The sequence below is a fragment of the Streptomyces bathyalis genome (assembly GCF_015910445.1).
GTDB classification, from domain to species: Bacteria; Actinomycetota; Actinomycetes; order Streptomycetales; family Streptomycetaceae; genus Streptomyces; species Streptomyces bathyalis.
Window position 1 is genome coordinate 2225754 of sequence record NZ_CP048882.1, and the last position, 21065, is coordinate 2246818.

At 69.6% G+C, this 21065-nt stretch carries 16 protein-coding genes and 2 pseudogenes; 11 read left to right on the forward strand and 7 right to left on the reverse strand.

The genetic code is table 11. The features are described 5' to 3' along the window. The first annotated feature begins 163 nt into the window (after positions 1–163). Complete coding sequence (locus G4Z16_RS09465) at positions 164–2866, forward strand: LuxR family transcriptional regulator (RefSeq protein WP_197350415.1); 2703 nt, start codon at positions 164–166, stop codon at positions 2864–2866. Positions 2867–2947: 81 nt separating this feature from the next. Here the strand turns inward: G4Z16_RS09465 and G4Z16_RS09470 are convergent, their stop codons facing one another. From G4Z16_RS09470 to G4Z16_RS32425, 4 genes and pseudogenes are all read right to left on the reverse strand, one after another. Further along, complete coding sequence (locus G4Z16_RS09470; protein ID WP_197350416.1) at positions 2948–5092, reverse strand: LamG-like jellyroll fold domain-containing protein; 2145 nt, start codon at positions 5090–5092, stop codon at positions 2948–2950. A gap of 215 nt (positions 5093–5307) precedes the next feature. Then, positions 5308–5529 carry a DUF397 domain-containing protein gene (locus G4Z16_RS09475; protein ID WP_197350417.1) on the reverse strand — a complete coding sequence of 74 codons (222 nt, stop codon included), beginning with the start codon at positions 5527–5529 and terminating at the stop codon, positions 5308–5310. Beyond that, positions 5505–6035, reverse strand: coding sequence for a DUF5753 domain-containing protein (locus tag G4Z16_RS32420; RefSeq protein ID WP_246530757.1), 531 nt, complete (start codon positions 6033–6035; stop codon positions 5505–5507). Before G4Z16_RS32420 ends, G4Z16_RS09475 begins: the two co-directional genes overlap by 25 nt. A 148-nt stretch (positions 6036–6183) precedes the next feature. Next, positions 6184–6495: pseudogene (locus tag G4Z16_RS32425) on the reverse strand (helix-turn-helix domain-containing protein); the annotation flags it as partial. On the opposite strand from G4Z16_RS32425, the gene G4Z16_RS09485 reads away from it, so the two are divergent. The 6 genes and pseudogenes from G4Z16_RS09485 to G4Z16_RS09510 all read left to right on the forward strand — a co-directional run bounded on the left by G4Z16_RS09485 (position 6478) and on the right by G4Z16_RS09510 (position 12890). After that, complete coding sequence (locus G4Z16_RS09485; protein WP_197350418.1) at positions 6478–6714, forward strand: hypothetical protein; 237 nt, start codon at positions 6478–6480, stop codon at positions 6712–6714. The pseudogene G4Z16_RS32425 and the gene G4Z16_RS09485 sit on opposite strands and share 18 nt — an antisense overlap. Then, entirely contained in the window at positions 6704–6868 is a 165-nt protein-coding gene (locus tag G4Z16_RS09490; RefSeq protein ID WP_197350419.1) for a hypothetical protein, read from the forward strand. Before G4Z16_RS09485 ends, G4Z16_RS09490 begins: the two co-directional genes overlap by 11 nt. A gap of 201 nt (positions 6869–7069) precedes the next feature. After that, on the forward strand, positions 7070–9376 hold the full coding sequence (locus tag G4Z16_RS09495) for a molybdopterin cofactor-binding domain-containing protein (RefSeq protein WP_197350420.1): 2307 nt from the start codon (positions 7070–7072) through the stop codon (positions 9374–9376). 10 nt (positions 9377–9386) lie between these two features. Continuing rightward, the gene (locus G4Z16_RS09500; protein WP_197350421.1) at positions 9387–9845 is read left to right on the forward strand and encodes a (2Fe-2S)-binding protein; all 459 of its coding nucleotides are present in this window, start codon (positions 9387–9389) and stop codon (positions 9843–9845) included. A gap of 492 nt (positions 9846–10337) precedes the next feature. Then, positions 10338–10616 (forward strand): annotated as a pseudogene (locus G4Z16_RS09505) (hypothetical protein); the annotation flags it as partial. A gap of 1188 nt (positions 10617–11804) precedes the next feature. Beyond that, complete coding sequence (locus tag G4Z16_RS09510) at positions 11805–12890, forward strand: class I SAM-dependent methyltransferase (RefSeq protein ID WP_197350422.1); 1086 nt, start codon at positions 11805–11807, stop codon at positions 12888–12890. Between the two features lie 205 nt (positions 12891–13095). Here G4Z16_RS09510 and G4Z16_RS09515 read toward each other — a convergent pair whose 3' ends face one another. Continuing rightward, positions 13096–14160, reverse strand: coding sequence for a slipin family protein (locus G4Z16_RS09515; protein WP_197350423.1), 1065 nt, complete (start codon positions 14158–14160; stop codon positions 13096–13098). A gap of 322 nt (positions 14161–14482) precedes the next feature. Here G4Z16_RS09515 and G4Z16_RS09520 point away from each other — a divergent pair, with 322 nt between their 5' ends. The 4 genes from G4Z16_RS09520 to G4Z16_RS09535 are packed head-to-tail and all read left to right on the forward strand — an operon-like array spanning position 14483 to position 19066. Then, on the forward strand, positions 14483–15841 hold the full coding sequence (locus G4Z16_RS09520) for an ABC transporter substrate-binding protein (protein WP_197350424.1): 1359 nt from the start codon (positions 14483–14485) through the stop codon (positions 15839–15841). Positions 15842–15894: 53 nt separating this feature from the next. Then, positions 15895–16875 carry a carbohydrate ABC transporter permease gene (locus tag G4Z16_RS09525; protein WP_197350425.1) on the forward strand — a complete coding sequence of 327 codons (981 nt, stop codon included), beginning with the start codon at positions 15895–15897 and terminating at the stop codon, positions 16873–16875. Continuing rightward, on the forward strand, positions 16872–17807 hold the full coding sequence (locus G4Z16_RS09530) for a carbohydrate ABC transporter permease (protein WP_246530758.1): 936 nt from the start codon (positions 16872–16874) through the stop codon (positions 17805–17807). The genes G4Z16_RS09525 and G4Z16_RS09530 overlap by 4 nt, the downstream gene beginning before the upstream one ends. Positions 17808–17827: 20 nt before the next feature. After that, positions 17828–19066 carry a family 1 glycosylhydrolase gene (locus G4Z16_RS09535; protein ID WP_197350426.1) on the forward strand — a complete coding sequence of 413 codons (1239 nt, stop codon included), beginning with the start codon at positions 17828–17830 and terminating at the stop codon, positions 19064–19066. A 90-nt stretch (positions 19067–19156) separates the two neighbouring features. Here G4Z16_RS09535 and G4Z16_RS09540 read toward each other — a convergent pair whose 3' ends face one another. Then, entirely contained in the window at positions 19157–20305 is a 1149-nt protein-coding gene (locus G4Z16_RS09540; RefSeq protein ID WP_197350427.1) for a hypothetical protein, read from the reverse strand. Beyond that, positions 20302–21021, reverse strand: coding sequence for a hypothetical protein (locus tag G4Z16_RS09545; protein WP_197350428.1), 720 nt, complete (start codon positions 21019–21021; stop codon positions 20302–20304). The genes G4Z16_RS09540 and G4Z16_RS09545 overlap by 4 nt, the downstream gene beginning before the upstream one ends. Positions 21022–21065 lie beyond the last annotated feature (44 nt).

The following is a 21065-nucleotide window of genomic DNA, read 5'->3' on the forward strand; positions in this document are numbered from 1 at the left end:
CCCGCTCCGCGCACGCCGAGTGGGTCCGGACGCGGACTTGATGCGTCACAGCTGTGACCGCGCCCGCAGCACTCAACATGTGCCAAATCCCGCACATACGGGGTTCCTCCGGCGAGAGGGTCCCTACTCTGCACCGATCCGACTCCTGCAAGGGGGCGACATCGTGGAAGCTCCTACAGCGTGGCCGTTCGTCGGGCATGAGCGGGAGCTCGACGATTTCGACGAGGCGCTGAGCAGCGAGCAGTGCCACGCGTTCATCGTTCACGGCCCTCAGGGCATCGGGAAGTCGCACTTCGCACAGGTCTGCCGGGCGCGGGCGGAGAGCCTCGGGCATCCGACCGGCAGGGCGATCGCGGTCTCCGAACCGGACTTTCCCCTGGCCTCGCTGGCGCATCTGCTGCCGCCCGGGGCGGGCGTCAGCGACGCGGTGTCCCTGTTCGCGAGCGCCCGCGAAGCGCTCACGGGAGGAGCCACGGGGGCCGCAGCCGTTGGCACGCGCACCGGCACCCGCGCCGGGCGGAGGTTCATGCTCGTCGTCGACGATCTCGACGGGCTGGACGAGGCCTCGGCGTCGCTCACGGCCCAGCTCCTGGAGGCCGGGGCCGTCTTCCTCCTCGGCACGGTGGGCTCCCTGCAGAACCTGGGCCCCGTCGCGTACTGCCTGCAGGCGGGCGGCCAGGCGCGCAGGGCGGACCTGCACGCCTTGAGCGAGCCGCAGACAGGCGAGGTCATGGTCCGGGTGCTCGGCGGACCGGTGGAGCCGCGCACCGTGTCCCTGCTGCACAGGGTGAGCGGCGGAAACCCCTGCTACCTGCGGGAGTTCGTCCTGAACTCGCTGGCGGAGGAGAGCCTCATCGACGACGGGGAGTCGTGGACGCTGATCTCTGACGTCGGCCCGACTCCCCTTCTGTCGGAGATGATCGAGCGCCGCCTGGCGGGCGTGTCCCCCGAGACCCGCAGGACGCTGAACCGGATCGCTCTGTGCCAGCCCGTGGAGGCCGCAAGCCTTCCCGACGGCGCGATGGACGAGCTCGAAGTCCTGGGATTCATAAGGTCGTTGAGGGAGGGCCGCCGCGAATCGGTCTCCTTGCGGCACCCGGCGCACGAGAAGGTGCTGCGCGGCGCGATCCCGTCGCCCGAACGCCGGCGCATCCTCGGCGAGGAGGCCGAACTGGTGCGGGCCAGGGGTGCGAAGAGGTTCACGGACAAGATCCGCATCGCGTCCTGGCAGCTCGCCGCCACGGGTTCGGCGGACCCCGACACACTCCTGCGGGCGGCGACCCTGGCACGCCGCACACAGAACTTCCGCACCGTGCGCGAACTCTCGCGTGCCGCATGCCGTGAGGGCGAGGACTTCCTCTCCCGGCTGCTGCTCGCCGAGTCGCTCTACGAGCTGGGCGATCTGGCCGGCGCCTGGGAGGTCTTCGAGGAGGCGGAGGAGCGGACGGACGGAGAGTTCGACCGGCTGCTCCTCGCCCTCGGCAGGTCCAGGCTGCTGGCGTGGGGATTCATCGACGCCCGCAAGGCGCTGGACGTCAACGCGGAGGCGGCACAGGAGGTCTCCGAACAGAAGCACCGGGACGCTCTGACGGCGGCTCGCGGCGCGATCCTCGTGGCGTTCGGAAGGCCCGAGGAGGCGCTGCGCGTCGTGGACGAGACGGACTGCCCGGGCTCCGGGGGCCCCGAGGGCCCGGTGCGCTCACGGTGCTTCGAGGGCAACTGCCTCGCGGGCGTACTCGGAAACGGCTCACGGGCGACGGCGCTCGTGGCCACGGGCAGGGTGCGGGCCGGGCTGGAGTCGGCACGCGAGGCGTACGAGGAGCGGGTCCGCCTGGACGAGACCCCCGCGATCCCGCACCCGGTGGAGTACCTCAGCATCGTCATGTTCGCGCTGGAGGAGGAAGGCAGGCTCGACGAGGCGTACAAGACCGGTGAGCGGGGCTGGCAGGAAGCGCTGGCCGACGACGTCGCCGGCGCGGAGGCACTGATCGCCGCGGCGCTCGCGCGCTGCTCACTGCTGCTGGGGCGCCCGGCCGAGGCGCGGCGATGGGCCGCGCAGTCCGCCGGGGTCGCCTCCCGGAACTCCTTCCCCGGCACGCTGCACATCGCGCTGGCCCGCAAGGCCGAGGCCGCGGCCCTGATGCAGGACGTACCGGCCGCGGCGAAGGCCGTCGAGGCGTGCGCCGGTCTGCCGCGCTGGGGAGCCTTCCGCTCCGAACTGCCGCTGGGCCAGGCGTGGTTGCTCGCCGCCCAGGGCAAGCAGCAGGGGGCGCGCAGCGTCCTGTGGGAGGCGGCCGAGGACGCGCGGTCCGCGGGCCACCTGGCCAGCGAGGCCAGGATCCTCACCGACATCGCCCGGCTGGGCGACGCCAGGGGCGCCGAGGCGAGGCTGCTGCACATCGCACGGGCCTCTGACGGCGCGCTGACCGCCGCCCGCGCCTCGTACGTCTCCGCTCTCGCGGCAGGAGACCCGGAAAGGCTCATGGAGAGCGCGCATGTGCTCGCGGGGTCCGGGGCGTCCCTGGTCGCCGCGGAGGCCGCCGCCTCGGCCTGTACGCAGTGGAGTCACCGTGGCGAGCAGCGGCCTGCCACGGCGGCCGAGAACCTCTCCATCTCACTTCAGCGGAACTGCGAGCAGGCCCGCACGCCGGGGCTGACGGTGCTGGGAGCGGCCAAGCATCTGACCGCGAGGGAGGCGGAGATCGCGGGGCTCGTGTGCTCGGGCCTCACGAACGTCGAGGTGGCGGAGTCCGTCACGATCTCCAAGCGCACGGTCGACAACCATCTCCAGAACATCTACCGGAAGCTGGGAGTTCGCAGCCGGCGGGAGCTGCGGGCGGAGTATCTGAAGGAGGACTTCTCCTGACGCGCGCGGGCCGGGGTCTGCGGGCTGCCGTCGATCCGCAGCTCGCGCCTCCCGTCCCACCGCCGGTCACTCACCGCCCGCTCACCGGCCTGCGAGGGCAGCCACCTCGCCCGCGGTGAGCGCCCGCTTGAAGGCCCGCACGTCGTCGATGGTTCCGTCGAAGCCCCGTACGAACTCCTCGCCCGCGAGCCCGCGACCGACGGCGAAGTCGCCCTCCGCGTCGACGACTTCGTAGAAGCGGCCGGTCGCCCTCCTGAAGATCTCGTCGGCCAACTCGCCGCCCGCCAGGTCGGCGGCACTCCCTCCGGCTTCCTGCGAGGCCCCTCCGAAGTACCCGCCCCCGGCACCGCCGTACCCGCCGCTGCCGCCGAAGCCGCCCCCACCGCCGCTGAACTCGTCGCCGTTGCCGGCCCCGTTGCTGTTGCCGCTGCCGTCGAAGCCGAAGCCTCCGCCGGAGGTCGTCGTCGACGTGGTGGTGGTCGTCGTGCTGTAGTCGCCCGCGGCGTCCGCGCCTCCGCCGACCGCCGCGCTGTCCTCGAGGTGACCGTCGACGTACAGCCGGATCTCACGCGCGCCCGCGTCGTACACACCGGCCAGATACGTCCACCGGTCCGGCTCCGGACCCGGCCCCGAGCCCGCCTGGACCAGGTCGGAGTCCTCTTCGTCCTCCTCGGGCACAATCATCTCCCAGCGGTCCGAGTCCGGGTCGTACTGGACGGAGAACCCGCTGATGTTCGTGGCGTCCTGGCTGATCACCGTCTGGAAGTCCTCGGTGTCGTTCATCTTGGCCCGGGCCGACACGGTGAAGCTCTTCGACGTGTCGACGACGGGGCCGTCCGCCACGACGGACTGCTGCCCGGCGAACTCGATGCCGCCCTTCACCGCTTCAGGCAACGGGTCGCCGTCGAAGGTTCCCTCGATGCCGTTGCCCGAGGTGTCCGCAACGACCCCGTCGTCAACAGAGTCGAACAGCCACTCAAGTGCCGCTCCGCGCACGGGCGATGAGGGCTGGTAGCCGTTCCCGCGATTCCCGGGCGGCTTCGTCGCCGTCACGGTCGACGTGGCGGTGGCTGTCGGCTCCGAACCCCCGGGCGGCGCAGGCGCCCTGGAGGTGTTCCCCGGACGCGGCTGCGCGCCGTTCTCCGCTCCCTGCCGCAGCCCGCCCGTGTAGGCGACCGCCACGACCAGCGAGCACAGTCCGACGAGCGCGGCGGTCAGCGCGAACCGGCGGGCACGCGAGCTGCGTTCCTTGCCCTTCAGGGCCGCGATGCCCGGCAGCACGGAGACCCGGGCACGGAGAATGTCGAGGAAACGCCGCCCGGGCCCCGCCGCGCTCGCCCAGGCCCTGGCCCCGGCACCCGTGCGCCGGTCCGGCGCGGACGCCCCCGGGACGACGTCGAGAGTCGCCGACGAGACCGTGTGCGCGGCCAGGGCGTAGTCGGCGCCTCCCCACGGCAGCAGCGCCTCGGCCAGGACGCTCCCGAACTCGAAGCGCATGCGCTCCAGATCGTCCACCGCTCGCGCGCAGTGCTCGCACCGGTCGAGGTGTGCGACGAGGTCTCCGGGAGTGTTCATGGACGTCTGCTCCGCGTAGGCGAGCAGCATGCGGTGCAGCCGGCGGCACGCGTCGTCCACCGTCTCGTTCTGGTGCAGGGTGACGTAGGTGGTGTAAAGCTCCCTCCGCGCACGCCTGTTGAGGAGAAAGACGTCCTCCGCCCCGGTGGCGAGGAGCTGGTGGACGGCGGCGGCGTCGTCGTGCTCGACCTCGTGATGCCACAGCACGGTCTGGCTGCGGGCGGGAAGCCGCTCGAAGGCCTGTGCCGTGAGGGAGGAGGCGCGCAGGTCCGCGAGCCTCGCGGCGGCCGCGGCGCCGTCCGCCTCCACGTCGGCCTCGCCGTCACCGACGGGATCCTCGAACCAGTTCACCAACTCCGGTGCCAGCGCGTCACGTCGTCCGGCACCCAGCCAGTCCGCGCCCGTGCGCAGCACCGACGCGAGCGCGCGCGGGCGCATGGCACCCGTGATGTCCTCGTCCAGCGGCCGCAGGGCCTGCTCCCACGCCTCGCCCGCCAGCTCGTCACCCGCCGAGGGGCTGACGACGAACGCGAAGGCCCGTACGGCCTGATAATGGCGCTTCTCCAGCTCGTCGCGGGCGCCGGGCGTCCTCTCCCCCTCGTCCTGGGCCAGCCGGCGCAACTCGTCGTCAGACAGGCGCGTGAATACCATCCGCTCGTTCATTCCCCGGGCAGTTGACGGCGTCTCAACCAAGAGACCGAGCCGAACCGGCGGTCGCGGACGCAGCACCGCGGCCGCACCGTGTCCTCACCCAGGATCACAGAACGGTGACAGCAGGGCATGAGCAATATGTACCTAGACGCGCCCGGGATCCGCCGCGCTCGCCAGGTCGCCGAGATTCGGAAAGCCGTCCCGCGCAAGGGAGTTCAGCGGGAGGGCTGCCTCGCTCCGCGCTTCACGTCCTCGATGAAAGCGGACCACGCGGCGGCGGGAAAGCGGAGGGCCGCGCCTGCGTGACGCTTGCTGTCCCGCACCGGCACGGTTCCGGGAACGCCGTCCCCGACCTCGACGCAGTCGCCGCCCCCGCCGTCGCTGTAGGAACTCCTGCGCCACGCCGCTGAACTCAGGTCGGATTCTGTGCTGCGCATCTTCCGAACTCCTCCATCGCCTTGCAGATCAAGACCGTTGACGCTTCCGGCGGCAGTGCTCGGGCTTGCACAAGATCGTATCGATAGTTGTGCAGGGCCACCATCGCTCTGTCCTCGACCAGTTCGCCGGAGTGCCCGGCTTCCAGGTAGGCGACGTCGGAGGCATTCTCGAACGAGAGCAGGGTGAGCGAACCGCCCATGGCGGAGTGACCACCTGCGGCGAACTCCAACACCTGTACCTCGATACGCGGTTGAACGGCCGCCTCGAGTACGCGGCCCAATTGCTCACGCATGCACGCCGCTCCGCCCACGGGACGGCGGATGACCGCCTCGTCGAGTACGACCCAGAGCAACGGGGGCGCGGGGCGGCGAAGAAGCTTCTGCCGGCCCATGCGGGCCTCGACCTTCTCCTCGATCTCGCCCTGCGTGCACCAGGGTTGGCCGAGTCGAAGCACCTCTCGGGCGTACGCCTCGGTCTGCAGCAGCCCAGGCACGCTGTGCGCCATGTACTTGTGCATGGCATTCGCCCTGCCCTCGTACTCCCATGAACTTCCGTACCCAGTCCGGGAACGGGGTCCGGCGGACGTGGCCCCACAGCTGGGTGAGGTCGCCGTCCGCGCCGAGGAGCTCGTCCAGCTTGGAGTCGACGTCCTCGGGAGGCGTCTCGTTGCCCAACTCGAACTGAGCGATGCGGCTGTGGGCGATGGGGATCCTGTCGCCGAGCTCCCGCTGGGTCCAACCGGACCGCAGCCGCAGCTTGCGCAACTTCACGCCGTACAGCGCGGCGAGGGACGTGGACGGGTCGAGTTCCTTCGGTGCGGGCACTGTTGACCCCCGTTTTTGCTCCGGCGCTCCGAAAATTGTCACCCCTGGTGATCGTATCGCTACGCCTCCAAGCTCGTACTCGGAAGCGGCACGCGGCCGGAACCCCAGGAGCGGAGCACGGAGATGGCAAGGGCAGAACACGGTGGCGCGGTCGACGCGATCGAGGACGCGGAAGCGGCACGGGACGAGCTGCGTGAGGCACTGGCGGAGGCCGACGTTCTCCTGCCCTCGCTGGGCCTGGACACCGTGACGTTCGGCTGCGAATACCTGCCTCCGCTGGTGGACCTGGGCCGCTGCACCCCGAGCGTGGCGCGGAAGCTCGCCGCCGCGCTGCGCGAGGGCGCCGCGCATGAACGGTGAGCCTCCCGGAGAACCGGCGGCGGGGCCGGAACCCGGGGAGGCGGCGGAGGACGAACACGCCCTGCGCCGCAAGCAGTTGCTCGCCAAGGTCCGCGAGGCCAACAGGCGGAGCGTCAGCGGCCCCGACAGCCCCGCCCTCGGCCGGCCACGATGACCACGGCGATGCGACGCGGACGGTCATGACACATGGCGCACCGACCGCTCCGGGACCCAAGTGTGATCAGACGCTTCCAACGCTTACGCACAATCGTCACGGGAGGCGCATTGCCCGGCAGGACAGGGCGCGGAAGTGTGTGCGCAAGCCGGATCACGGGGCCGCCGTCCCGGCAGCCGTCCTGTTGCGAAGGAGCCCGCCATGGCCGGAGCGGATGGGGACGCCGGTACGGCCGGCGCGCACGCCACGCACAGCACGTCCGGCGAGGCGGATCCGGGCGAGGGCGGCCCACGGGAGCACGGCAGGCGCAGGTTCCTGACGTACCTGGTCGCCGCTCCGACGCTCGCCGTCGCCACCAGCATCGGCTCGGAGACGGCCGCGCCCAGCGAGGCTCAGGCAGCCGTCCCCTCACCCCCGGCACCGGCCGACATCCTCGACCTCGGTGACGCGCTGATCCTCGCCGGCAAGCCCACCTCCGGGCTGCTCGTGCTGAAGGTCGACGAAGAGGGCACCGTGCACTTCCGGCTGCCGAGGGAAGAGGTCGGCCAGGGTCTGACGACCGCCGTCGCGATGCTCGTCGCGGAGGAGATGGACACGCCTCTGGAGAACGTACGGGTCCAACTCGACGACGCACGGCCCGAGTTGCTGTTCAACCAGCTCACCGGCGGCTCCAACTCGATCAGGTCGCTCTACGGCCCCATCCGGCACACCGCTGCCGCCGCCCGCGGCCGCATGGTCGCCACCGCGGCACGCAGGTGGGACATGAAGCCGGAAGCCCTGTCCGTGCGCGACGGCCAGGTCGTGGGTCCGGGCGGCCGGAGCGCCTCGTACGCGTCCCTCGCCACGGCCGCGGCCGGAGAGCGGACCGAGGAGCTGAGCGACGCCCTCACCGCGACGAAACCGGAGTCGGACCACAAGCTCGTCGGCGTGCCCACCTCCCGCATCGACGCCCGCGCGATCGTGACCGGTCAGCAGGAGTACACCCTCGACCTGGACGTCCCCGGTGCGAAGCCCACCATGGTGCGACGGCCGCCAACGCTCAACGGCACGGTGAAGTCGGTACGCAACGAGGCGGCCGTGCGCGGCATGCCGGGCGTGCTGGACGTCGTCGTCGTCGAGACGGGTGTCGCCGTCGTCGCGGAGACGTTCGGGCAGGCGCTCGACGGCAAGGAGGCCCTGGAGGTCTCCTGGGGCAGGGGCAGCGTCGACGATCTCTCCGACGACGGCATCCGCAAGAAGCTCCGCGCAGCCGCGCCGCCCGTCGCCGTGCCTCCCGTACTGACGGGGCACACCGACGCGGAGTTCGACTTCGCCTTCGTCAGCCACGCACCGCTGGAGTCCAACTCGGCGGTGGCGGACGTACGGAAGGACTCGGCCACCGTCTGGTCGGGGCTGAAGTCGCCGGTCGTGGCCCAGCAGACCATCGCCGCCGACCTGGGGCTGCCGCAGGACAAGGTCACCGTCCATGTCATCCAGGGCGGCGGCTCGTTCGGGCGGCGGCTCTTCTTCGACGCGGCGCTGGAGGCGGCCCGCATCTCGAAGAAGAGCCGGCGGCCGATCCGGCTGATGTGGTCCCGCATCGACGACATGCGGCACGGCCGGATGCGGCCCGCGACCCATCACAAGATCCGCGCGACGCACACCCTGGGCAATGTGATCAGCTTCGAGCACAGTGTCGCCGCAGTGGAGACCGACTTCCGGCACGGGCTGGGCGAGATCCTCTCGGCCACCGCCGCGAAGCTGCCCGTCGGGGGGAACGCGAGCCTCGCGCAGTCGATCTTCCTGACGACGGTGAAGACCCCGTACAACTTCGGCGCCACGACCCACCTGCTCAACGAGGTGCAGCTGCGGATGCCCACGGCATCGTGGCGGTCGGTCTACTCGGCGAACACGCGGGGCGCGGAGGAGATCATCGTCGACGAGATCGCCAAGAAGATGGGCAAGGACCCGGTCGCCTTCCGGCGCGAGTTCCTCAAGTCCGCGCGCCAGCGCGCGGTGCTGGACAAGGTCGCCGAGGACGGCGAGTGGGGCCGGAAGATGCCGGAGGGCTTCGCGCAGGGCGTCGCCTTCCACGAGGAGTACAAGTCCCGCACGGCATGCCTCGTCGAGATCGACGCCCGCGACCCGAAGGCACCCCGGGTGACGAAGGCCGTCATCGCGGTCGACGTCGGACGGCCCGTGAACCCGCGCGGACTCGAGGCACAGATGCTCGGCGGGCTGACCGACGCGATCTCCACGACGCTGCGGGCGGGGCTGCACATCGACAAGGGGCTCCCGCTGGAGGGCAGCTACTCGCAGTTCCACTACGCGCGGCAGAAGAACAGTCCACCGGACGTACGGATCCATGTGATGCCCGCCGAGGAGGGCGGGGAGCCCGGAGGCGCCGGAGAGCTGGGCGTGCCCGCGGCGGTCGGCGCCATCGCCAACGCGTATGCCCGTGCGACCGGCACCAAGCCGCGCTCCTTCCCCGTGAACTTCGACGTCGACTTCGACCCCTTCCCGCGTTGAGGAGCCCCCGTTGCCTTCCCACACCTTCTCCGTCAACGGCAAGAGCGTCACGGTCGACGCCCCCGACGACATGCCCCTGCTGTGGGTGCTGCGCGACCTGCTCGGCGTGCGGGGCCCCAAGTACGGGTGCGGTATCGACGTCTGCAAGGCCTGCACCAGCCACCTCGACGGCCGGGCGATGAACCCCTGCGTCGTGCCGGTCTCCGATGCCGACGGCCGGAACGTCACGACGATCGAGGGCCTCGCCGACGGCGACAAGCTGCACCCGGTGCAGGAGGCGTGGCTGGACCAGGACGTCGCCCAGTGCGGCTACTGCCAGCCCGGCCAGATCATGGCCGCGGTCGCCCTGCTGCGCAGGACGAAGAACCCCTCGGACGAGGACATCGACGCGATCGCGAACGTGTGCCGCTGCGGCACCTACTTCCGCATCCGTGAGGCCATCAAGAAGGCGGCGTCGATGATGCAGTAGTCGGTCGCAGGGCGGGTAGGCACCGCAGTAGGCGGTCGCAGCGCGTGGACGTGCGCGGACGCCGGTGTGTGGGTGCCGTGACGGCAGTAACACGGTCGCGACGTCGCGGCGCTGAGGGAATGCGGGCACCGGATTTCCGACGGCTCCCTCTGGACATCCGCTCCTGCGGCCGTGACTGTTCTTCTCCTTGGACGAGAATCCTGCGACAAGACGCTGTATGCGCGTCGGATTGGGACCGATCCCGTGAGTGACACCGCACCCATGCCCAGGCAGCCGTACCAGGGCGGGCCGGGCGGGCCCCCTCCGGGCCCGGCCTACCGTCAGGGCGGCCCGCCCCCGGGCCCTGACTACGGCCCGCCCCAGGGCCCCGGCTACCAAGGCGGCCCGCCTCCGGGTCCGGGCTACCAGGGCGGTGGCCCGCCGCCTCCCGACTACGGATACAACGCGCCCCCGCCCCCGGCACCCCGCCGGGAACGGGAACGCCGTCCGCGGGGCGAAGGGGCACAGCGCGCCGCCCTGATCATCCACACGATCGCGGACATCGCCGCCGTGATCCTGGGCCTGTGGATCCTGCTCTACCTCCTGGAGGCGAACCAGTCGAACCCCTTCGTGGAGTTCGTGAAGGGCTCGGCCGACTGGCTGGCCGCCTGGGCCCAGGACATCTTCACGATGGAGAGCGAGGGCCTGCGGGTCTTCTTCAACTACGGCCTGCCCGCGCTGATCTACCTGCTCATCGGGCACGGCATCTCCGCACGGGTCCGCCGGCTCTGACGGGAGTCGCCGTCCCCGCGGAACTCCTCCACGGAGAAGAAGTGGCCGCGTAACGCGGACACCGGAACGGAACAGCCCGCGTCCTGAGGACGGCGGGCCGAGGTCCGCGGACCGCGCGATGCGAGTCCGCGGCCGACCACGGCGCGCGCCCCCTGCGCGGCGTCCCTCAGGGATGCCGGGCAGGGGGCGCTGCCGTGTGCGGCGGGTTGCACGGGCTGTGGATGCCCGAGCAGTGCGATGCCGCGTGCCGGGCGCGGTTCGGGCAGCGCCGGGCCATCGCGTACCCGGGGACGCCGACCGGCGGCGTCGTGTCCGCTGATCGCCCGGCCTTTCCGTGGCTGCCTGCCCCTCCAGGCCCGCGGGCCGCTGGGCGCCCCTCTCGCGCGACCCTCGCGGTCCCCGCCGGCAGCCCTTCCGAGCCGTGCTGCAGCGCTCCGGGCGGGAATGACACGGCGGTGGCGAGGGCACCCACACGGGGGCGGTCCTGCCCATCGGGCCAGGGTCGAGCGAGCCGCCCCATCCGGCCCCGCGACGACCAATGGACGGTAATGAACGGCCCAATTGCCGTTAAGGCAGCGGGAATTCAGAGTCCTCGGCATTCTTTTGTTACCGACTCATTACAGTCGCACTGCGTGACATTACCGCTTCGTAGAATTCGTTTATGCGCCTCTTACGCCGGAACGCGGATCCCATCGGCCCCCTCCTGGTCAGGACGCGACTTCCCATGCCCGTTGCCTTGTGCACGGATTACCCGACCCGTGAAGGAGATCCAGCCTGTTGCGGGTGGGCCGACGATGCACGCACAAGACGGAGACCTTCCTCCGGGGGCAGGATTCGGCAGTTCATACGCGTGCCCAATGGGCACGAAAATCCCTGCTGAGCCGCCGAAAAGACACGCACCGTCCACCACTGATTACAGGGCTCACCCGAACTCCATCGGCGCTGCACATCCGGAAGTGGAAGGGGCGCCCTGTCGGTGACGGTTAGCACCAAACCGGTATCAACCACCCGATGAAACGGGCATATCGGCGCACATCCTCGCCATCAAATTCCCCGCGTGAGCAGATGGAGATCACTCAGAGGCGAACAGCGGGCGGCCAGCACACAAAAGCGTCACAGCACTATTTGAACAATGGCGTGCACAGGTGACACTGTGAGTCGAAAGCCGTCTCGAGAGGTACCCCTATGGTGTCAGCCAAACGAGCCGTCGCCCGTGCCGTATACGGATCGCGTTACGACAGCATCCCGTGGGCGCAGCGTGTCTATGTCAGGCCGGGCGAGCGAGCATTGAGGGAGATGCAGTACCGCAGGCTGCTGCGTACTTCGCCAGTGATATCCCTCGATGAATATCGCTCACGCGTCAAGCTCGGCGCGATCGAGGAGTTCATCTCCTGCCACATGTGTGGCGAGTCGAAGCAGCAGCCGCTTTACGAACCGTCCAAGCTCAAGAAGAACGGCAAGACCGCGTGGTCTTACCACGTCGTGCGCTGCCCGTCCTGCGGCTTCCTGTACCGCAACCCCAACATCCTTCCGGAACGCCTCGGCGACCTGTACTCCAAGAACTACAGCACCTTCCTGACCGGCAACTACGCGTCGAACAGGCAGCGCCGCTACCGGCAGGCCATGGACGCCTTCAAGCCCGTCTTCGAGGAGGGCGACAAGCGCCGGCTGCTGGACTTCGGCTGCGGCGCCGGGTACTTCCTGGAGCTGGCCGAGGAGCGCGGATTCGACGCACACGGCGTCGACCTCTCGCCCGACTCGGTCAAGGAGGCCAACGAGCGCCTGACGTCGGCCACGGCGCACTTCGGCGCCCCCGAGGACGTGCCGGAGATCGCCGCCGGCGGCTTCGACGTCGTCACCCTCTGGTCGGTGCTGGCCCATCTTCCCCGTCCCGTCGACGACTTCACCAGCTTCCGTAACCTGCTGGCTCCCGGCGGCGTGCTGATGATCCTCACCGTCAACGCGCAGTCACTGCTGCTGAAGGCGTACGGCTCCCAGTGGAACGGGTTCACCCGCAACCACCTGATGTTCTACTCCCGCGAGACCATGCCCAGCCTGCTGCGGCAGGCAGGCTTCGCGGGCGTGGCCTTCGAACCGTTCTACGGAGACACCATCGAGGCCGGCACGACGAAGCTCAGCGCCGCCCACAGCGCGCGCCTGCGCAAGTCCGTGCAGGCCAGCGACGGCGGCAACATGCTGAGGGCGCTGGCATTCGCCGACGACGAAGCGATCAAACGCTGGGGCGACGGCCGCCCGGTGCACCGGCTGACCTGACTCCAGGAGCAGCAGCCGGCCACCTCGGCCCGCCATCCGCGACGACGAAGGCCGGTGCGGCCACCGGGGCGGTTCGTCCGTCCCCTGGGCCCGCATCGGCCTTCGTCGTGCGCCGACCCGGTCCGGGCGGCAGATCCTTCCTGCCTTCACGCCCGCGACGGCCGGTCCCCGGCAGCGGGCGCCGGGTCACTGGCCTGGCCCCGGGTCACTTGCGCCTGCGCCGGCTCTCCGGAATCGAGTCGCCCTCCGGTGCGGAAGCCTCCGGCATCCCCTCGCCCGCCGCCTCGGTCGGTTCCTCGGGCACGTCGTCCGGAGAGATCGCCCCGGGAGCCGGACCTTCCGGTACGGCCGCCTCCGGCGGAAGGGGGGCGTCCGGCGGGATGGCCACGCCGGTGACCGGGTCCTCCGAAGTGGCCGCCTCCGGCAGGGACTTCTTCTGCTCCCCCTTGACCTTGCCGGCCTTGCCGTTCTTGCCGGCCTTGGCGCCCTTCTTGCCCTTGCCGCCGTTCGGCACCGTGCCCTCGCGCGGCCCTTCCAGGAAGCGCAGCAGCTCGACGGGGAAGGGCAGCACCAGCGTGGAGTTCTTCTCCGTGGCCACGGACGCGACGGTCTGCAGCAGCCGCAGCTGCAGCGCGGCCGGGGTCTCGGACATCTGCTCGGCGGCCTGGGCGAGCTTCTTCGACGCCTCGAGCTCCGCGTCCGCGTTGATGACGCGGGCCCGCCTGTCGCGCTGTGCCTCCGCCTGGCGCGCCATCGAGCGCTTCATCGTCTCCGGCAGCGACACGTCCTTGATCTCTACGCGGTCGACCGTGACGCCCCACTCCACGGCAGGGCTGTCGATCATCAACTCCAGGCCCTGGTTGAGCTTCTCGCGGTCGGAGAGCAGATCGTCGAGCTCGCTCTTTCCGATGATCGAGCGGAGCGACGTCTGCGCCATCTGCGAGACCGCGAAGCGGTAGTCCTCGACGCGGATGATCGCGTCTGCCGGCTGGACCACCTTGAAGTAGACGACGGCGTCGACGCGGACCGTCACGTTGTCACGCGTGATGCCCTCCTGGGCAGGCACAGGCAGCGTGATGATCTGCATGTTGACCTTCTGCATCCGGTCGACGCCGGGCACGATCATCGTGAACCCCGGCTCCTTGATCCCGGACTGCAGCCGCCCCAGCCGGAAGACCAGACCACGTTCGTACTGCCGGACCACCCGTGCCGCTGCCATCGCGTACAGGGCGCACGCGATCACGAGTCCGACGACCACCTCGACGACCATCAGGGCCTCCTGCACTGCCGTACAAGCCCGGCATTCAGGGAGAGAACCACCTTCAACGGTAGCGCCGCGCGGACACCTGGTCGAGAGATGTGCCGGGACCCGGGAGCGGGTGCGGCCGGAGTTCGCCACCGAGGGCTTCGGCACAGAAGGTGACAGCCTGCTCACTGGTCACAGCCGCCCCACAGATCCACGCAGATCTTTGGAAACAACCCTGTACAACGTTGAGGTAAACGTTGTAATAAGGTCCCTCGACGCCCGCTTCCACGGTCCGTCGCCCCCTCCACTCGTCTCTTTCAGCCAGGTACGAACACCGGGAGGACCCATGCGGAACCACATCCCCGACGGCCTGTTCCGGCGCGCCGTTCCCCGGCGGCCGCTCCGCCGCACCGGCATCGTCCTCGTGACCGGCCTGGCCCTCTCGCTGAGCGCCTGCACGGGTCAGGGAGCCAGCGGCAGCGGTTCGGAGGAGGCGGACTCGTCCAACGGCAAGGCCACGCTGACGTTCTGGAACGGCCTCACCGGCGGCGACCGCAAGACGGTCGACAAGCTGATAGGCGAGTTCAACGGCTCGCAGAAGAAGGTGAAGGTCAAGTCCGTCCCGATGCCGTGGGACGTCTTCTACCAGAAGCTGCTGACCAGCGTCAGCTCCGGCAGCGGCCCCGACATCGTCGCCATGGACGCCGGCCAGATGCCCAAGTACGCCGACAAGGGCGTTCTCCAGCCCCTCGACGACTTCTACAGCTCGAAGAAGCACATGGACACCTCGAAGCTGGTGCCCGCGGCCGTCAGCAGCTCGAAGTTCGACGGCAAGAACTACGGCGTGCCGCTCAACATGGCCACGCTCATGCTGTTCTGGAACAAGACCATGTTCAAGGAAGCGAAGCTCGACCCCGAGAAGCCGCCGAAGACGTGGGGCGAGCTGGCCGAGATGACGCCGAAGCTGAGCAAGGACACCGACGGCGACGGCAAGATCGACCAGTACGCCCTCGCTCTCGCCGACAGCGCGACGGTCCCCATGTATCCGATCCTGATCTGGCAGGGCGGCAGCGACCTGGTGAGCAAGGACGGCAAGAAGGCGACGCTGGACGACCCCAAGACGCTCAAGACCCTCAAGTACTGGGTGAAGCAGGTGCGTTCGGAGCACGTCTCCCCCGTCGGCCTGAACGGCGCCAAGGCCGACAAGCTGTTCCAGACCGAGAAGGCCGCCATGGAGATCGTCGGCCCGTGGGCCACCACGCCGTTCACCGAAGCCGGAGTGAAGTACGGCGTCACCCGCCCGTTCAAGGGCCCTGAGGGACAGCAGACGTTCAGCAGCGTCACCTCCTTCGGGGTGAGCGCCAAGGCGAGCTCGCAGAAGAAGGCCGCCGCCTACGAGTTCTTCTCCTTCTGGAACAGCAAGAAGTCGCAGGTGACCTTCTCCGAGGGCACCGGATTCCCGCCGGATCGTACGGACATCTCGGCCGCGGAGCTCAAGGCCAATCCCTACGCGGGCAAGTTCGGCGCCCCAGAGGTCCTCGACAGCGCGCGCCCGCATCTGCCGGGGCTGGTGAGCGGGCCGACCATCACCGACCAGATCTTCTACCCCGCACTGCAGCGGGCGCTCGACGGCAAGGACGACGTCGAGTCGGTCTTCAAGAAGGCCGACAAGCAGGTGCAGGCGCAACTCGACAAGCAGAAGTGACGGACACACACGGCCCGTCGGGCGACGGACCGGGCACCGGGCGGGAGTTGACCATGCCGACGCGCACACGATCGGCTCCCGCGGTGCCGGGCGCCCGCGCGACCCGGCGGTCCGCACCGTACCGGCGGACGGGTCCGCCCCGCCGCGGTGCGCGCCGTTCGCAGCGTGCACGCCAGACCCGCGCGGCGTGGCTCTTCCTCGCCCCCAGCCTCACCGCGCTGGCCGTCTTCGTCGTCTGGCCGATGATCCAGGCCGCCTACCTCTCGTTCACCGACTACAACCTGATGCAGGCGGCGCACTGGGTCGGGCTCGGCAACTACCGGCAGCTGCTGGACGATCCGGAGGCGTGGAACGCCCTGGAGAACACCCTCGTCTACGCGGTCGTCAGCACGCCGGTGAGCGTCGTGCTCGCGTTCTCACTCGCGCTGTTCCTGAACCGGTCGATGGCGCTGCGCGGATTCCTGCGCTCCGCCGTCTTCCTTCCGTTCGTCGTCTCGCTGGGCGTCGTCTCGATCGCCTGGGCGTTCCTGCTCGATCCCAACATCGGCCTGCTGAGCAAGTGGCTGTCGGGGCTGGGCGTTTCGCCCGAGCAGGGCTGGCTGGAGGATCCGGCGTACGCGATGCCGGCCGTGATCGCCGTCGGCGTGTGGAAGAACCTCGGCTTCTACATGGTGATGTACCTCGCCGGCCTGCAGGGCATCCCGCCCGAACTCCACGACGCCGCACGCGTGGACGGGGCGAGCGCCTGGCAGCGGCTGCGCCGCATCACCTGGCCGCTGCTGACCAACCAGACGATGCTCATCTCGATCATGGCGGCGATCGGGACGCTCCAGGCGTTCGACCAGATCTACGTCATGACGCACGGAGGCCCCTTCTTCCAGACGGAGACGCTGGTCGTCTTCACCTACCGGGTGGGCTTCGAGCGCAACGAGTTCGGCTATGCGGCAGCCATCTCGTGGGTGCTGCTGGTCCTGGTCTTCGTGCTCTCGATGCTCCAGTTCGGCTACTTCCGCAAGCGGGCGGTGACCCTGTGACGACGACACCGCAGAACTCGCGGCGCCCGCGGGCCTCGTGGACCTCGGGCAACCGGACGGGCCCGCAGAAGTCCCGGCAGCCCGGGACGCCCCCGGCCCGGCGCCGCGGCATCGACCTCGCTCTGGTCTGGCGGATCAGCACGATCGTGGCCGCTGCGGTGATCGCGCTGGCCGTCCTGCTGCCGCTGATCTGGATGGTGCTGGCGTCGCTGCGGCCCGAGCAGGACATCGTCACCAGCCCGCCGACGCTGTGGCCCCGCTCCTTCACCCTCGAGCACTATGTCGACATCTGGAAGGAGCTGCCGTTCGCGACGCTGTACCGCAACACGATCGTCTTCGCCGGCCTGGTCACCGTCGTCTCGCTGCTCTTCGACTCGATGGCCGCCTACGCACTGGCCAGGCTCGAATTCCGCGGCCGCGAGGCCGTGTTCGTGATCATCTTGATCATGCTGATGCTGCCGTTCCAGATCACCCTCGTCCCGCTGTACGACCTGCTGAACAACCTCGGCCTGGTCAACAGCTTCACGGGAATGATCGTCCCTCGGGCGACCAACGCCTTCGGCATCTTCTTCCTCCGCCAGTTCTTCCTCTCCCTGCCCAGGGACCTGGAGGAGGCGGCACGCGTCGACGGGGCGTCGGAGTGGCGCATCTACTGGCGCGTGGTGCTGCCGCTGGCCCGTCCCGCGCTGCTGACGCTGGGCCTGTTCCACTTCCAGTTCAACTGGAACGACCTGCTCTGGCCGCTGATCATGACCTCGGACACCAGCCGGGCCACGCTGCCCGCCGGACTGTCGCTGTTCATGGGGCAGCACGTCACGCAGTACGGGCTGCTCATGGCCGGAGCCGTGCTCTCCCTCCTGCCGGTGATCGTGCTCTTCCTGCTGATCCAGCGCAGCTTCGTACAGGGCATCGCGACGACGGGCCTCAAGTGAGCGCCGGGAGGGACGAGCCTGTGAACCGGTGGTTCGAGGACGGGCGGCTGCGCTTCGCCGTCGGCATCGAGGACACCTTCGTGCCGCAGGAGTCGGCCGGCCACCGCAAGCTCGACGAGTACGAACTCACCCAGCACTACGCGCTGTGGCGCGAGGACCTCGACCTCGCCGCCGACGCCGGTGCCGAGCTGATCCGCTGGGGTATCCCCTGGTACCTGGTGGAGCCTGCGCCCGGAGACTTCCGCTGGGAGTGGCTCGACGAGGTCGTGGCGCACATGGACAGGCTGGGCCTGCGCTGCGTCGTCGACCTGATGCACTACGGGACGCCGCTGTGGCTGGACAACCAGTTCCTCAACGCGGCCTATCCGGAGCGCGTCGCCGCCTACGCGGGTGCCGTCGCCGAGCGCTACCGCGGCAGCCTCACGGACTGGACGCCGCTGAACGAGCCCGTCATCAACGCGATCTACTGCGGCGAGAAGGGCCTGTGGCCGCCCTGCCTGCGCGGCGACGACGGCTTCGTGAAGCTGATCGTCCAGCTCGCGCGCGGCATGGTGCTCACCCAGCGGCGGATCGCCGAGGTGCAGCCCGAGGCCGTGTTCGTCCACGTCGACGCCGGATTCCGGTGGGCGGGCGACACCCACCCCGCCCCCCTGGAACACCTTCTGGAGCGGCGCTTCATCGGTCTGGATCTGGTGCTGGGACGCGTGGACGAGGACCACCCCATGCACGGTTACCTCACCCGGCACGGCACGACGGACCAGGAGTTGAGGTGGTTCCGGGACAACGCCGTGACGCCCGACATCCTCGGAGTGAACTACTACCCGGCCTTCACCACCTCGCGCCACGACCCGGACACCGGCACACCGCACCCCGTCGAGGCCGGCACCGAGGGTCTGACCGATCTGCTGCACACCTACGCCGCCCGCTACGACCAGCCGCTGCTCGTGACCGAGACCAGCCGGGGCGGCCCGGCCGCGGAACGGCTGGCGTGGCTGGAGGAGAGCGTGAGCACCGTCCGTGAACTGCGCGCGGAGGGCATGGATCTCGTCGGCTACACCTGGTTCCCGTTCTTCGCCCTCGTCGACTGGCTCTACCGCGAATCCGACGACCCCGCGGACAACTGGCTGGTCCAGATGGGCCTCTACGACCTCGAACGCGACGCGGGCAACACGCTGCGCCGCAAGGCCACCCCGGCGGTTGCGCGCTTCCGCGAACTGGCGCGCGAGGCGCGCGCGGAAGGGGACAGCGGCGGCCGGTAACTGCCGTCGAGGGCACCTGAGTTCACCCCGCCGTTTGCCCCGGTTGCCCCGAGGGGTTCAGGCTCGCGCCCGTCCCGCGGGCGGGTGCGGTCAGCCGAAGTCGCCGGCCACGGAGGTGGCGGTACCGCGGGTGCACACGGTCGCCACGTCGACGACGAGACGGCCCTGCTCGGTGTCGGCGGTGAGCGAGGCCGTGTAGCCCTGGGCGCTGACGGAGTCGCCGGGACCGGTGAAGACGGCATGCCCTTCGGCCACGGCGTCCTCCGTGAAGCCGTTCCCGATCAGGTGGGCGCGGGCGGCGGCGAGCATCTCCCGCAGCGTCGCCGGCGCCAACTGGACCATCTCCCAGTGGTGAAGGACCCTACAGCCGGAGGTCAGTCCCTTGGTACGGCACGGCGGGCAGGTGACGGAGGTGAGGTCGTCGGACTCCTCCCGGACGGGGCCGCGCATTCCGACGGCGTCCAGGATGAGGCTGGAACGGTGACGGATGGCGTCGGCCAACTCCTGGCCGACCGCGTCGGGTTCGGACTGCGACGCCTGCTCGTGCGGTTCGGGCCGGGCGGGTGTCCCCGCTATTCGCTCCAGCTCCCGCTGTTCGGCCAGTTCCTCGTCGGTCGCCCAGTCGAGGGTGCCGAGGATGGCGGAGAACATCTCCCTGTACATGTCCCAGGCGCCCGGGGACGGGGAGTTCAGTTCGAAGACCATCGTCTCGCCCTGCCCGGGCAGCGGCACGTACGTCTGGATGACGCCCTGCAGGAGGGTCTGCGGGTGCCCGTCGGGGGACAGTTCCGCCGGGACGGTCACCTCAAGGCTGCCGAGACGGGTCACGGCGGGAGTGCTGTGCAGCGCAAGCGCACTCGTGCGGACGTCGTCGTGCGCGTATCGCCGCTTCAGCAGGGACTCCGTGGCCTGCGCCGCCTCCTCCACGGTCTCCGCGAGTGACGGGACGCGGTTGACCAGGACCGTGGCCATGGTCGGCTCGTCCTCGTGCTCCACGAAGCAGATGCCTGCGTACTCCGCCTCGGCCTCGATGAGCCGCGCGGTCTGCCGCAGCATCATCTGCGCGAAGAAGTGCTGCTCGTCGGTGCTGCGATCTGCCAGCACCTTCCTCGCCAAGTCGACAATGCTGTCGGCCAGTTCATCGGGCTCGGTGGCATCCACGGGAAGCGGGTGGAAGAACGCCGGCATGAGCCACCCGACGTGCAGCTCCGACCTGCTACCCGTCGCAGGTTGCGTCATCTCATGGGCTCCGGCTCGGGGTAGTTCGCGTTGGGCGGGATCGGGTCTTCCTTGGTGAGTGTGTGCGGGAAGACTTCGGCGAAGTGGATCTGCCCCGCCAGTGAATGCGTCGGGAAAGTGACCCAGCTTCCGTCGGTGAACCCGTACTGCATGCCCTGGTTACCGTGGCTCCAGGCTGTGCTTCGAGTCCATGCCAAGTCTCTGCGGTCGGCGCGCCAACCGGTTTCCACCGCGTTGGCGTAGTACTTCAAGCGCTTCGTACGCGGGACGTGGAGCAGCTTGATCTCTCTCTCGGTGACACAGAGCAGGTGCTGAACGTTGGCCTTCGACCGGGGGAGCGAAGCGACCAGGAGCTTTCCGGCGTGGCTCTCAGCCGCTCCGAAGAACAGACACGCGACCTGGTCGAGGGAGGAAGTACCCGTGGAGCGGCGCCGCCTGTCGGCACGGACCTCCGGATCGGAGTTGAAGTGGATGGACTTCTTGGGCCCGAGGAGGTCCAGAATGAGCGTGCGCCCCAACAGGTCACCCAGCTTGCGAAGCGGTGCTCGCTTCACTCCCTGCTGTTCCAGAACTCTGGGCCGCTGGCGGTACGGGGTCTGCAGCGAGTCGGGCATCTCCCCGCGGCTGATGATGAAGACGCCTTCCAAGTTCTCGTTCGGGCATGCCCGTTGAGCAGCTTGGAGCGCCTTTTGCACTCGGGCCTCTGCTGTGGCCAACGGTGGGTCTCCTTACCGTGTGCGGGTGAACGGGTCTCCCCTGT